The organism is Peribacillus sp. B65 (genome assembly GCF_058513295.1).
In genome coordinates, this window is sequence record NZ_CP195840.1 from 1889130 (window position 1) to 1901749 (window position 12620).

General features: G+C 40.9%; 15 protein-coding genes. 12 read left to right on the top strand and 3 right to left on the bottom strand.

Annotated elements, in window-relative coordinates; genetic code table 11:
- The first annotated feature begins 44 nt into the window (after positions 1 to 44).
- The 6 genes from ACSR9O_RS09325 to lysA all read left to right on the top strand — a co-directional run bounded on the left by ACSR9O_RS09325 (position 45) and on the right by lysA (position 6222).
- A complete protein-coding gene (locus tag ACSR9O_RS09325) occupies positions 45 to 1334 on the top strand; it encodes an NCS2 family permease (RefSeq protein WP_230177095.1) in 1290 nt (429 codons plus the stop codon).
- Positions 1335 to 1486: 152 nt separating this feature from the next.
- Complete coding sequence (locus ACSR9O_RS09330) at positions 1487 to 2110, top strand: stage V sporulation protein AA (protein ID WP_363320591.1); 624 nt, start codon at positions 1487 to 1489, stop codon at positions 2108 to 2110.
- On the top strand, positions 2100 to 2522 hold the full coding sequence (locus ACSR9O_RS09335; protein WP_230177093.1) for a stage V sporulation protein AB: 423 nt from the start codon (positions 2100 to 2102) through the stop codon (positions 2520 to 2522). The genes ACSR9O_RS09330 and ACSR9O_RS09335 overlap by 11 nt, the downstream gene beginning before the upstream one ends.
- Before the next feature lie 43 nt (positions 2523 to 2565).
- On the top strand, positions 2566 to 3171 hold the full coding sequence (gene spoVAEA, locus ACSR9O_RS09340; protein WP_491724311.1) for a stage V sporulation protein SpoVABEA: 606 nt from the start codon (positions 2566 to 2568) through the stop codon (positions 3169 to 3171).
- Positions 3152 to 4618 carry a spore germination protein gene (locus tag ACSR9O_RS09345; protein ID WP_397315854.1) on the top strand — a complete coding sequence of 489 codons (1467 nt, stop codon included), beginning with the start codon at positions 3152 to 3154 and terminating at the stop codon, positions 4616 to 4618. Before spoVAEA ends, ACSR9O_RS09345 begins: the two co-directional genes overlap by 20 nt.
- Positions 4619 to 4893: 275 nt before the next feature.
- Positions 4894 to 6222, top strand: a complete 1329-nt coding sequence (gene lysA / locus ACSR9O_RS09350) for a diaminopimelate decarboxylase (protein WP_101222467.1) — start codon at positions 4894 to 4896, stop codon at positions 6220 to 6222.
- Between the two features lie 38 nt (positions 6223 to 6260).
- On the opposite strand, the gene ACSR9O_RS09355 is transcribed toward lysA, so the two are convergent.
- Complete coding sequence (locus ACSR9O_RS09355) at positions 6261 to 7130, bottom strand: DUF1002 domain-containing protein (RefSeq protein ID WP_491724312.1); 870 nt, start codon at positions 7128 to 7130, stop codon at positions 6261 to 6263.
- 581 nt (positions 7131 to 7711) lie between these two features.
- Here ACSR9O_RS09355 and ACSR9O_RS09360 point away from each other — a divergent pair.
- Positions 7712 to 8056 (top strand): GNAT family N-acetyltransferase, encoded by a 345-nt coding sequence (locus tag ACSR9O_RS09360; protein WP_101222466.1) that lies wholly within the window; start codon positions 7712 to 7714, stop codon positions 8054 to 8056.
- Between the two features lie 28 nt (positions 8057 to 8084).
- On the opposite strand, the gene ACSR9O_RS09365 is transcribed toward ACSR9O_RS09360, so the two are convergent.
- Positions 8085 to 8621, bottom strand: coding sequence for a DUF309 domain-containing protein (locus tag ACSR9O_RS09365; RefSeq protein WP_230176972.1), 537 nt, complete (start codon positions 8619 to 8621; stop codon positions 8085 to 8087).
- 166 nt (positions 8622 to 8787) lie between these two features.
- Positions 8788 to 8880, bottom strand: coding sequence for a YjcZ family sporulation protein (locus ACSR9O_RS09370; protein WP_081108854.1), 93 nt, complete (start codon positions 8878 to 8880; stop codon positions 8788 to 8790).
- Between the two features lie 214 nt (positions 8881 to 9094).
- On the opposite strand from ACSR9O_RS09370, the gene ACSR9O_RS09375 reads away from it, so the two are divergent.
- The 5 genes from ACSR9O_RS09375 to ACSR9O_RS09395 all read left to right on the top strand — a co-directional run bounded on the left by ACSR9O_RS09375 (position 9095) and on the right by ACSR9O_RS09395 (position 12411).
- On the top strand, positions 9095 to 9862 hold the full coding sequence (locus ACSR9O_RS09375; protein WP_101222464.1) for a segregation/condensation protein A: 768 nt from the start codon (positions 9095 to 9097) through the stop codon (positions 9860 to 9862).
- Positions 9849 to 10430 carry an SMC-Scp complex subunit ScpB gene (scpB, locus tag ACSR9O_RS09380; protein ID WP_230176970.1) on the top strand — a complete coding sequence of 194 codons (582 nt, stop codon included), beginning with the start codon at positions 9849 to 9851 and terminating at the stop codon, positions 10428 to 10430. The genes ACSR9O_RS09375 and scpB overlap by 14 nt, the downstream gene beginning before the upstream one ends.
- A 55-nt stretch (positions 10431 to 10485) precedes the next feature.
- On the top strand, positions 10486 to 10902 hold the full coding sequence (locus ACSR9O_RS09385) for a hypothetical protein (protein ID WP_202190569.1): 417 nt from the start codon (positions 10486 to 10488) through the stop codon (positions 10900 to 10902).
- 22 nt (positions 10903 to 10924) lie between these two features.
- The gene (locus tag ACSR9O_RS09390) at positions 10925 to 11413 is read left to right on the top strand and encodes a YpuI family protein (protein ID WP_101222461.1); all 489 of its coding nucleotides are present in this window, start codon (positions 10925 to 10927) and stop codon (positions 11411 to 11413) included.
- Between the two features lie 122 nt (positions 11414 to 11535).
- Positions 11536 to 12411, top strand: coding sequence for a superoxide dismutase (locus tag ACSR9O_RS09395; RefSeq protein WP_230176969.1), 876 nt, complete (start codon positions 11536 to 11538; stop codon positions 12409 to 12411).
- Positions 12412 to 12620: the final 209 nt, after the last annotated feature.

Below are 12620 nucleotides of genomic sequence, written 5' to 3' on the forward strand. Positions count from 1 at the left end.
GGTTGTCGGTGTTTCCTTTAGATCTGGAGGTCTAAAATATGTTTATGGAAAAGTTTTTCTCCCTGAAAGAAAATGGGACGGATGTCCGTACAGAAGTCATGGCGGGTGTTACGACATTTTTAACTATGGTTTATATCCTAATCGTGAATCCGGCTTTATTGTCTTCAATCGGAATACCATTTGAGCAAGTTTTCATGGCAACGGTCATATCAGCGGTGATCGGTACCCTTATCATGGGACTCGTTGCAAAATACCCGATTGCGATAGCACCAGGGATGGGTTTGAATGCGTATTTTGCCAGCGTAGTGGGTGCTCAGGGTCTTTCATACCAGACCGTATTCGGTACGGTTTTCATTGCTGGTTTGCTATTTCTGCTAATTAGCGTGACAAGCTTGCGTAAAATGATAATTGATGCGATTCCTAATTCATTAAAATATGGCATCACATCAGGAATTGGTTTATTCATTGCGTTTATCGGATTAAAAAATGCAGGAATCGTAGTTCCTAATGAATCAACTATGGTGACTCTTGGCGATTTGCATCAGCCTGGAACCGTTTTAGCATTAGCAGGCTTATTCATTACCTTGATTTTTATGGCCCGTAATATTAAAGGGGCAATTTTCATTGGTATGATCGTTACGGCAATCATTGGCTACTTTATCGGTTTGCTCAACTTCGATGGGGTCTTATCTGTACCTCCAACACCGGTATTTTTTGATATCGATATTGCCGGGGTCTTCACGAATTCTTTATATTCTATTGTTTTCGCCTTTTTACTTGTGACGATTTTTGATACGACAGGAACCTTGATTGGCGTGACGGAACAGGCAGGACTAACGAAGGATGGGAAAATCCCCCGAGCCAAGAAAGCCTTTTTAGGTGATGCGATTGCGACAACAGTCGGCTCGATGTTTGGTACAAGCCCTTCGACTGCCTATGTTGAATCAAGTACGGGAGTGGCCGCTGGCGGACGTACGGGATTAACCTCTACAGTCGTGGCAATCTTGTTTGCTGCATCGATTTTCTTTTCTCCATTGATATCGGCAATTTCTTCAGTTCAAGCAATCACAGCTCCTGTTTTGATCATCGTGGGATGTTTCATGATGGAAGGGCTGGCTAAAGTCAATTGGAAAATTTTCGATGAGGCATTTCCTGCATTTGCGATTATTTTAACGATGCCGCTTACTTCAAGTATATCTACAGGCATTGCAATCGGGTTCATTACTTATCCCCTTATGAAGGTATTTAGTGGAAAAGGAAAATCCGTACATCCGCTCATTTATATTTTTGGATTGATATTTTTGGTTCAGCTGATTTTCTTCCCCACTCATTAAAGTATGAATCTAAATCAAAAAGACATGCTGTCATTGCAGCATGTCTTTTTTTGTTTTCAAATTAGTAATATATGGACATGGTTCACTTCCTGCATTTTCAAACTGCTTCCAATCCATACTACTAGCATAAGGAAATAAAAGGTCGGGATGTGATGATAGTGGCAGTTGTATATATCAGGATGAGGAACCGTGTACAAGTAAAGGGAAATCAAACGGTGAGGATAAAAGATATTGCAAGGATAATCGGACCTGAAGAAGTGATCACCTTAATTGAAGAAATCATATTATTAACGGTCAAGAAGGAAGATAGGAATATTATTGTCATTGATTTGGCTCAAGTTATCATGGCCATCCGCAAGGTGGATTCGACTATTGAAGTGGAGACATTCGGGCCATCTCAAACGATCATCGAAATCATCCTCTCGAAAAAGAAAATGTCATACCTGACATTCGCCTTAGTTTGGTTTTTATTATTTGTCGGCGGCGGAATGACGATAATGAATTTTCATGTGGATGTCAGCATGGGGGAAGTGCATCAAAAAATCTTTACTATAATAACGGGAAAAGTGGATGATAAGCCGTTATTGATTCAAATCCCATATAGCTTCGGCCTTGGTATGGGCATGATTCTATTTTTTAATCACTTCTTTAAAAAACGCTTCAATGAGGAGCCTAGTCCGCTCGAGGTTGAAATGTTCAACTATCAGCAGGATTTGGACCGCTATGTAATCATGAATGAAAATAAGGAGAACGTGCGCCACCTTGATGACCGGTAAAATCATCTTCGGAATCTTTGTCGGTTTAGCCGGGGGTTTTGCGACAGGTGCCGGTTTTGTAGCGTTTTTAACTGTACTTGGGGTGATTCCGAGGCTGACTCAGCTGACAAAAACAATGAAAATGATACATTACTACGAAGGAGCCATCATAGCCGGAGTTGTCGCAGGAACTTGGTTAGGATTACAGGAGACGGAACTTTACCTCCCGCATTTTTTATTAATTCCAATCGGTTTGGCTGACGGGATATTTAATGGGATGCTTGCTGCTGCCTTAACTGAAGTCCTTAATGTATTTCCGGTTCTTTCAAAACGAATCGGAATTCAAGAGAAGATCATTTATCTGTTGATGGCACTCGTATTGGGGAAAATAGCCGGATCATTATTCCAATGGATTTATTTTGTCGATTTATAAGATTATGAGGTAACTATTCCTGATGATGAAAGGTAGGCCCAAGATGGTGACCAAACGAAAAGTGATATTGATTACGGATGGAGATGAGTATGCGAAACGGGCTGTCGAGCATGTAGCCAAGGAAATTGGGGGAAGATGTATCTCCATGTCCCAAGGTAATCCATCACGATATACGGGCTTGGAGTTAGTTGAATTAATAAAAAAGGCGAAGTATGATCCTGTATTGGTCATGTTTGATGATAGCGGTTTTATAGGAGAAGGATCAGGCGAACAGGCAATGAAGGTAGTTGCCGGACACCCTGAGATTAATGTCCTTGGCGTAATAGCGGTCGCTTCAAAGACTAGAAGGGAAGAATGGACCAAGGTGGATATCTGTATTGACCGTGATGGTAATTTGACACCGAACGGGGTTGATAAATACGGCGCCGAGGAATTTGAACTGGGAAAGATAACAGGAGATACGGTGTATTGCATTGATCAATTACATGTTCCCATCGTAGTGGGGATAGGAGATATAGGGAAAATGTCCCATCAGGACGATTTTAAAAGAGGAGCACCGATAACGAAGCTAGCGGTGGAAATCATATTGGAAAGGAGTGGTCATGATGACTTCAGAAAAACCTCAAGACATGATGCCGATTCCGAGTAGGGTAGCGGAAGTTGACGCGTACATGGAAGAGAAAGTAGGTCTAGGCGTCAGCTTCGACTTAGGAGTAAGAAAGATAAAGGTCTATAGAAAAGATGTTCATATTTACTATATAAACGGGCTGACGGATACAGAGTACATCATTGATATCCTCGATTCTCTTATTCATAACAAAAATGCCGATATCGTGTCTACTAAAGTTTTTGATGTAGTCAAAGACTTGCTCGTACACCAATCCGTTCAGGAAATAAAGACGATGGATGAGCTTGTTGATCAGGTATTATCCGGTTTAATAGTCGTTGTTGTTGATGGCAAACCAATAGGATTGGTTGTGGATGTCAGGAGTTATCCCGGGAGACAGCCAGTAGAACCAGATACGGAAAAAGTCGTCCGTGGATCAAGGGATGGTTTTGTCGAGAATATCATCATTAACACAGCGATAACCAGACGGAGAATCCGGGATGAAAGATTACGTTTCGAAATGCTGCATGTAGGGGAACGATCGAAATCGGATATATCCATCGGCTACATTAAAGATATTGCCGATCCCGATTTAATAGAAATCGTTCGTAAGGAATTGAATAATATTGAGGTTGATGGCATAACGATGTCTGATAAAACGATCGAAGAGTTCATCGTCAATCAAAGGTATAATCCATACCCGCTTGTCAGATACACGGAACGGGCTGATGTGGCGGCAACGCATTTGCTTGAGGGGCATGTCCTTATTTATGTGGATACTTCACCGAGTGTCATCATTACCCCGTCCACTCTTTTCCATCATATGCAACACGCTGAGGAGTATCGGCAGGCACCTGCCGTTGGGACATTGGTGCGCTGGGTCCGGTTTCTAGGGATTTTCGTTTCGTTATTCTTGCTGCCGATATGGTTATTGTTTTGTTTAGAGCCTTCCCTCCTGCCGGAAAAGTTCGAGTTTATCGGACCGAATGAAAAAACGCATATACCCATTGTAGTCCAAATCTTCATATCCGATATTGGGATAGAATTTCTAAGGATGGCAGCCGTTCATACTCCGACCCCGCTTTCAACGGCGATGGGCTTGGTTGCGGCAGTTTTGATAGGGCAGATAGCGATAGATGTTGGCCTCTTTGTTCCTGAAGTGGTTCTCTACGCTTCAGTGGCTACAATCGGTACATTTGTCACTCCGAGTTTAGAACTAGGGGTTGCGAATAAAATTTCCCGTTTGGCACTGATAGTTTTGGTCGCTATATTTAAAGTGCCTGGCCTAGTCATAGGCATCACGCTCTACATTATTATGCTTACTAGCATAAAGACGTTAAATACACCTTATTTATGGCCGCTTCTACCGTTTCAGCCGAAAGCCTTGTCACATATAATATTTAGAAGACCTTATCCAGGTTCTATAGAACGTCCGAGTATTGTACATCCCCAGGATTTATATAGGCAGCCAAGAAAATCTAAAGGTTGATGTTGTCGAAAAGTTGTGGTAATTTAATTTTATTCGGATAAAGCGGTAAAGTTAGGATTCACAAAGAGATAAAGCTACTATGACTCTTTGGAGTTTAAACCAATCTGTCTTTCCCTTCGAACTACTAAGCAGTCATAGAGGACAATATTTACATGGGATAATCGATTCGGATGAGGCTTGTTCATATAGAGAACCTTTTACAGCAGGGTTTCTTTATTTGAGGCTGCCTCATTTCTTATTAATCTTTAGTTTTAAGTCAGGAAGGTGAGGCTATCATGCATTTGTACGGAACCGGTGGTGTCAATGAACGTGGACATCTGGAGATTGGCGGAGTGGACACGATCGAATTGATCGAACAATTTGGCACACCATTATATGTTTATGATGTAGAGCTAATTCGCGAACGGGCAAGAGGGTTTAAGAGAACTTTTGAGGAATTGGGGATTTCGGCTCAAGTTGCTTACGCAAGTAAGGCCTTTTCTTCGATTGCCATGATCCAGTTGGCTGAGCAAGAAGGACTTTCTCTCGATGTTGTCTCAGCGGGGGAATTGTATACGGCAATTAAGGCAAATTTCCCAACAGAACGGATTCACTTTCATGGAAATAACAAAAGTGAAGAAGAGCTACATATGGCTTTGGATTATGACATTGGCTGTATAGTAGTCGATAATTTTTCAGAGTTGACACTGTTGGAAGAAATTTGTACAAACCGTGAACAAAAGGTGAAAATCCTTCTTCGTGTAACACCGGGTATTGAAGCCCATACGCATGATTATATTTTGACAGGGCAAGAAGATTCGAAATTTGGTTTTGATCTTATTAATGGCCAGGCCGAAGCAGCCCTTAGGCAAGCGCTGCAAAGTGAATTCCTGGAAGTTCTAGGGCTGCACTGCCATATAGGTTCCCAGATCTTTCAAACGACAGGTTTCCTTCTCGCGGCCCAAAAAATTATTGGCAAGCTGAATGATTGGCACGATTCGGTAGGGTATCAACCAAAGGTATTGAATCTTGGAGGGGGATTCGGGATTCGATATACACAAGAGGATGATCCGCTACCGGCGTCTCAATATGTTGAGGAAATCGTTAGGGAAGTGCAGAACCTGATTGCTGATTCCGATTTAGTAATGCCTGAAATCTGGATTGAACCTGGCCGTTCTTTAGTCGGAGATGCCGGTGTGACGTTGTACAAGGTCGGTTCTGAAAAGGAAGTTCCTAATGTCCGTAAATATATTGCCGTTGATGGGGGCATGAGTGATAATATACGTCCAGCTCTTTATGAGGCGAAGTATGATGCAATTCTGGCAAACCGGCCGCTTGACCCTGTAGAAGAGACAGTGTCCATTGCCGGGAAATGCTGTGAAAGCGGAGATATGCTGATTTGGGATTTACCATTGCCAAAAGCCGGCCGCGGTGATGTTTTGGCGGTATTTTGTACAGGGGCATATGGATATTCCATGTCGAATAATTACAATCGGATTCCGAGACCGGCAGTCGTCTTTGCCGAAAATGGAGAAGCCCGGTTGGTCATCAAACGCGAGACGTACGAAGATCTTATCCATTTGGATTTGGCCCTTCATGAAGAGGCAGTCGTCAATAAAGAATAGAAAAAAGGATGGCATTGGCCATCCTTTTTTTATTGGAGTCAACTGAAAAGTGACTTGATCGCGTCTATTAAACTACTGAAGACTTCTTTCAATTTATCCAGAAATGATTGACCCTCTTCGGATTCAAGAAAATTGGAAAGCTTATCTTTAGCTGCAGTAAGCTGATCACCGACAGCGTTCCAATCAATATCCAATTCTTTTAGTTTATTGAATAAATCAATTAAACTTTGGACTTGAGCATCATTTAAGGTGATTCCAAGGTCTTTTGCTGAAGACTCGACAACCTCGCGGACCTCCTCAGTATTGGCTGGTGGATTTGTAGCCATTTCCTCTTTGATTTTCGTTACAAGTGCAGAGGCTTCTTCTGTACCGATTTCGTCACCCAATTTTGCTGTTTTCACCATTTCTTCATTCGCTGCCTGTTTCACATCTTCAGGAATCTTCTTATCGGCAGAGATTTCATAGGCTTTAATGACCCCTGTCAAAGCCGCTGTACCGGAGACGGGTATTGGCGCTGTGACATAAACGGTAGCATCCTTTACTCCAGCTGTTGCCAGTGCATTGATATACATTTCATCGGAAACCCAGTTAATGTTTTTCGACTCCAATTTAAGTCCGGTCCCTTTTTCCTCCAAAGTAATCGCAGAAGATGAAATCGCTTTTGTACCGATCAGACGGCTAGCAATATAGTCTCCTAAGTATTCATGTTCCTCCGCATTTGTAACCGTAAGAACCTCAACATCATTAGGTGCTTTCATTTCTGATAAAATCATATTTTTTTGTTCATTCGTCAGATTCTCACCAAGTGTGACGATCATTTCACCAACAGCTGCATCTGCAAAAGCCTTATATGGCAATAATAGGCATAATAAAATGGTTACAATGACCCATTTATTCATTTTTTTCATGATAATCCTCCTTAACCTTTCCTGCTGAATTGGGAATCTTTCAATAAAAGGGCGGCACTTTAAATCAGATTCATAGTATTTGACGAAACAAAGGATAAAAAAGATACATATTTTCTAGAAAAAATTTATATAGCCCAAGATAGCTACGTTTTTTTTAACGAAAAAGTTTGGTGTATCTTTGTCTTTTATACCTATGAGGGCATTCTATGAACCTAGATCACTTTACCAATGTAGTAAAATCGAAGCAAGATTGCAAGGATATTTGTCAGATTGTGTTAAGTTATAGTAGAATGAATTCGTTATTTAAATATTTGGACCATTCATAAAGGGAGTATGGGATGAGGAAAAGTAATAAGACTCTTTTACTTATGATGCTTATTATCGCTTTGATGTGGGGAATCGTTTACTGGCTGTTTATCGCTTAGCACATAGCACATCGATAAATCAAGTGCTGAAAGTGATGTTGAAACGAACGAGGTTTTTATGTATGATGTAAATGTTATATGTGAGGATTATTATTCAAAGCAAATTAATTGGAAACAGGAAGATAATAAAAACGTTATTTAGTAACGAGGGATATTATGTTGATTAAGTATAAGAAAAGTTATGAGAAGTTTGCCATGGGATTATTATCTTTCATGCCAAATGAAAAAGAGATAAAAACACTTCGGAATACGATGAAGAATTATGAAACGGATGAAAATCTACAGCTGTTCTTATGGAAAGATGAAGAGATTACGGGCTTGATCGGAATAGAAGTCTCTCCAAACCACATTGAGATACAACATATATCTGTAAATCCATCCTTCCGGAAGCAAGGTATCGGTAAAACGATGGTCAGGGCCATCAAGGAGCAATATCCTGACAAAGAATTAAAAGCAAATGAGTTTACCGAAAGCTTTCTTGACAGATGTGAAGAATTCTGAATATGAAAGCTGGAAAGGAGGACCACCTTTAAGGGCGGTCCTCCTTTCTTGTTTTTCGAAGGGATAGCTGCCGAGCCCTTTCAGAAATGACATCCGAACGGTCACGCATTAGATGCTTATCGACTATGGAGGAATTAGCCATGTCGCTGTCTGCACCCCATATGTACCCTTCTTGCAAACACATGGTCTGGCAAATTTCGATCAAGCCTTGATCCGCAATAGGCAGATTAATGCTTTCATATGGCTTTTGAGATAACATTCGCTCATGTGTGTCCTCGAGCAATTTGTACAGTCGTTCTGGATCGAGTCCCAACTCCAGGAGCTCGGCCTTTTTATGGTGGAGATTTGATAGGGCTTTAGACAGGGTCCTTGCAGCCCCTTTTTTGTTTCCCCTACGATCATGATACAGGGCAACCGCAATTTGAATGAGCCCGACCCAATGAGAGTCACGCTCTTTTGGTGCGGTTTCTTTCCAATATTCTTCAAGAATTTCATGACATTCGAAGTAATCCCTAGTCCCATGGAAATGGACTAGGAAAGAAAGGTAGTCTTCCGCGTAATTCAATAGGAGCACCCCTTTTGTTTGATGGAATTATCTAAGGTAAGGCAAATAACATTTTCTTATAGCCTAACACCCACTATGTATACTCACCAAGTTTAGCATAGAATTTTTTCTTGGAAAATAAAGAAAGCCGATTGCAAGGCAATCAGCTTGATTCATCAGCCTTCATTTAACACCAAGAAGCACCGACGATAACTAATAAAATGAACAATACTACAATAAACGCGAATCCGCCGCCGTGTCCAAAACCACCTGCACCCATAATGAGTACCTCCTTTGTTCTGCTATTCTTACATTTCTAGGTTATGTTGGATTTCGGAATGTGATTGGGCATCAACCCATTTGTCGGAAATCCATTAAAGAACTTTTCTGAGGACAGTAAATTATTATTTGGATAAAGGGCGGCAATCCACTATACTTGATAAGTAAAAGAAATAGGCCTTTATCGGCCAATTAGATTTAAATGAGGTAATTTAATGGGTTATAATATTAAAATTGACGCTTTCGAAGGTCCGATGGATTTACTCCTGCATTTGATTAATCGCCTGGAAATAGACATCTATGATATTCCGATGGCTGACATAACAGATCAATACCTAGGGTACATCCATACGATGCAGCATCTGGAATTGGATGTGGCCAGCGAATATCTGGTGATGGCTGCAACACTGCTTGCCATCAAAAGTAAAATGTTGCTTCCAAAGCATGAAGATGAACAATTGATTGATGAAGATGGGGAAATATTTGAGGAAGATCCACGGGACGAGCTTGTGGAAAAACTATTAGAATATAAAAAGTATAAATATGCAGCCGAAGAATTTAAAGGGATGGAAGAAGAACGCAGCTTGCTGTTCACCAAACCCCCAAGTGATTTATCTGTTTATGTTAAAGAAGCGGAAAGTGATAAACAAGAGTTGAATATAAGTCTATATGATATGTTGGGTGCTCTGCAAAAACTGCTGCGAAGGCAAAAAATTCAAAAGCCGCTATACACGAAAGTAACGAAACAAGAGATATCGATCGAGAAACGAATGGATGAAATCATGATTGAGTTACAATCAATAAAAGGGAAGAAAAGTTTTTTTGAACTGTTTTCGCTCCCGGTTAAGGAGCATATCGTCATCACTTTCATGGCGGTGCTGGAACTGATGAAACTAAATGAAATCATCGTTGAACAGGAAGATAACTTTTCGGAAATCATGATTGCTGCTAAGGAAGGTGTAGAACCAGTTGGAAGTTATTAATTGGAAAGGGATTCTTGAGGCATTATTGTTTGCTGCCGGAGATGAAGGGCTCTCCGTCAAACAAATTGCCTCTGTCCTGGAAATTACGGAATATCAAGCAACGGACATCGTTGAAAGTTTGAAGGAAGAATATATATCTGATGTACGCGGGATTCAGGTGATCGAAATAGCGGGTGTTTATCAAATGACGACAAAGAAAGAGCACTCGGATTACTTGAAAAGGCTAGTGGAAACATCAAGCACTCAAGGCTTGTCCCAGGCTGCCTTGGAAACACTCGCAATCATTGCCTATAAGCAGCCGATTACCAGAGCGGAAATTGATGAAATTCGGGGAGTGAAAACGGAACGCCCCATTCATACACTTGTCACTAAAGTCTTAATAAAAGAGGTCGGCCGTGCTGAAGGCTCCGGCCGGGCTTATTTATATGGGACAACAAAAGAGTTTTTGGATTACTTCGGCCTGAATTCCATAGAAGAATTACCGCCACTAGCCGATAATTCGGATGATAGCTTTGAAAATGGTGAAGCCGATCTGTTTTTTGAAAAATTTCAGCAAACAATCGAATAACATTTTTCTTTAAATTGTGATAATATAGAAAAAAATGAATGCGGGGGGATTGCGGGTGCAAATTGTAGCATGCAATGGATTTGGGCTTGAAAAGTCAAAGTCAAATTCACCTGAGGATTTTTTTAATCGATCCGTTATACAATACATAAAGGATGGAGAAGAAAAGACGCTGAATGTACTGTATCTTCGCTATTTTGATGAGATGGTCACTCGTTGGACCCCATATCCCGCCAATCCCATATTCAAAAGCCCTAACAGGGATATTTATATGGCTGATATCATTGCCATGGTCTGTTTACTCAAGGACCCGAGCCTGGTTAACCGAAAACGTATATATATAAATGCAGAAAAAGAGCTGGCTGGTTATTTCGAAAATATGGATTTTGAAAAATTGGAGAAAGTGTTTATATCTATTGACCAAGCTAAACCATATGATATAGAATCACATGTTGACTATTATATTCAATCTTAATCATTTTGAGGAGGGTTCACGGTTGGGGAATACATTGGTAAAATCTCAGCTTGAGGATGTAAAAGGCTTTTTAGAAACGACAGTGGCTCAGCTAGAGGAATTTATAAATGAGACGACCTATTCTAAGCTGCAAGAAGAAAAAAGCGGGGATGAAACCTATTATAAAGGGATCCTTTCTAGTTTAAGAAGAATGCTTGTAAGTTGTGAAGAGGGCTTGGAGGCTTGCCAAATCGTTCTGAAAAATGATGTTTTCAATAAAGCTGCAGCTGAAAAGACGCTTTATAGAATTTATCATCAATGTATCGAAGAATACTTTTCCCCAAAATCAGATCGGTGGTTTGAGGACAGCAGATCTGCCTATACAGGGAAAAACTCGATTAAATTTCACCAAAGTGTACCTGACAGCATAATAACCATTCTGAAGGCAGTGGAAAGTGGATTCCAGACCATGCGTGAAGAATTGGAGTTTTATGAAACGGATTACCGGACGAAAATGTTACAGTCAAGATAATGAAACAGCTAGGCTTAATAGGCCTAGCTGTTTTTTTTTATCTATAAATGGAATCTCCGCTTATTCGAAACATAAAATACTTTGATGATTTATGTGTATAAAGGCTAAGAGGAGGTTGCAAGATGTCTGATGTAAGAGATTATGCTAAAGAGGTAAGTGATTGGGTTGATGGAGTGATGGAATATCTTGAGAAGATCGATATCACCGATTCGCCATTGCTGTCAAATATTGAACGGCTTTCCGAGATGACAAAAGATATGGATGCAGAAGAAATGGATTATGAGGATATGGTCCTGATTGAAGAAGAGATGGCTCGGGTTTACGAGGAAATTGAAGAGCTCGCTAGGGAATTCAATATACAGGAAAGGCAATCGGTGCCGATTGGGAAACATACGCTACCGCCGTTACCTTATGCCTATGATGCGTTGGAGCCGACGATTTCGAGGGAAATCATGTATCTGCACCATGATAAGCATCATCAAGCATATGTCGATGGTCTGAATAAAGCGGAATTGATGATGAAAAAAGCGAGGGAAACAAAAGATTTTTCCTTGTTGAAACATTGGGAAAAGGAAGCAGCCTTTCATGGGTCAGGCCATTATCTCCATACGCTGTTCTGGGAAGAGATGATCCCGGGAGGAGGCGGACAGCCAAGGGGGGATTTACTTAACCAGATTGAGAAGGATTTTGGAAGCTTTGCCGCTTTTAAAAGTCATTTTAGTGAAGCTGCCAAACAAGTGGAAGGTGTTGGCTGGGCGATTTTAGTCTGGGTTCCGCGTGCGCGGCGGCTAGAAATACTTCAATCGGAATTGCATATGGTTTTGACTCAGTGGGATACAATCCCGATCCTTGTTCTTGACGTATGGGAACATGCTTATTACCTGCAATATAAAAATAATCGGGCAGCCTATGTGGACAAATGGTGGGACATTGTAAACTGGCCGAAAACAGCCGTAAGGTTCACCGAAGCGAAAAAGCTTATTTGGAAAATGCAATAACAGATAAAATATAGTAAAGTTTTTGGAGAACCAAATACAAATACAGAGCCGTAAAGGTTCGTTCCGGACTGTAGACAAACTCGATGAAAACTCAGTTTGCCTGCAGTTTTTTATTTGAAAAGTTCCGCCGACTGTCTGCCAAGCAAAAACAAAGCAAGCGCCTTTGGTGTCTCTGCAGCCAGTTTTTCGGCAGTAGTGTCGTAAATTTC

Coding starts and splice junctions, on each gene's coding strand:
- ACSR9O_RS09325 (WP_230177095.1), top strand. CDS start 45: ATGGAAAAGTTTTTCTCCCTGAAAGAAAATGGGACGGATGTCCGTACA.
- ACSR9O_RS09330 (WP_363320591.1), top strand. CDS start 1,487: ATGATAGTGGCAGTTGTATATATCAGGATGAGGAACCGTGTACAAGTA.
- ACSR9O_RS09335 (WP_230177093.1), top strand. CDS start 2,100: ATGACCGGTAAAATCATCTTCGGAATCTTTGTCGGTTTAGCCGGGGGT.
- spoVAEA (WP_491724311.1), top strand. CDS start 2,566: ATGGTGACCAAACGAAAAGTGATATTGATTACGGATGGAGATGAGTAT.
- ACSR9O_RS09345 (WP_397315854.1), top strand. CDS start 3,152: ATGATGCCGATTCCGAGTAGGGTAGCGGAAGTTGACGCGTACATGGAA.
- lysA (WP_101222467.1), top strand. CDS start 4,894: ATGCATTTGTACGGAACCGGTGGTGTCAATGAACGTGGACATCTGGAG.
- ACSR9O_RS09355 (WP_491724312.1), bottom strand. CDS start 7,130: ATGAAAAAAATGAATAAATGGGTCATTGTAACCATTTTATTATGCCTA.
- ACSR9O_RS09360 (WP_101222466.1), top strand. CDS start 7,712: ATGTTGATTAAGTATAAGAAAAGTTATGAGAAGTTTGCCATGGGATTA.
- ACSR9O_RS09370 (WP_081108854.1), bottom strand. CDS start 8,880: ATGGGTGCAGGTGGTTTTGGACACGGCGGCGGATTCGCGTTTATTGTA.
- ACSR9O_RS09375 (WP_101222464.1), top strand. CDS start 9,095: ATGGGTTATAATATTAAAATTGACGCTTTCGAAGGTCCGATGGATTTA.
- ACSR9O_RS09395 (WP_230176969.1), top strand. CDS start 11,536: ATGTCTGATGTAAGAGATTATGCTAAAGAGGTAAGTGATTGGGTTGAT.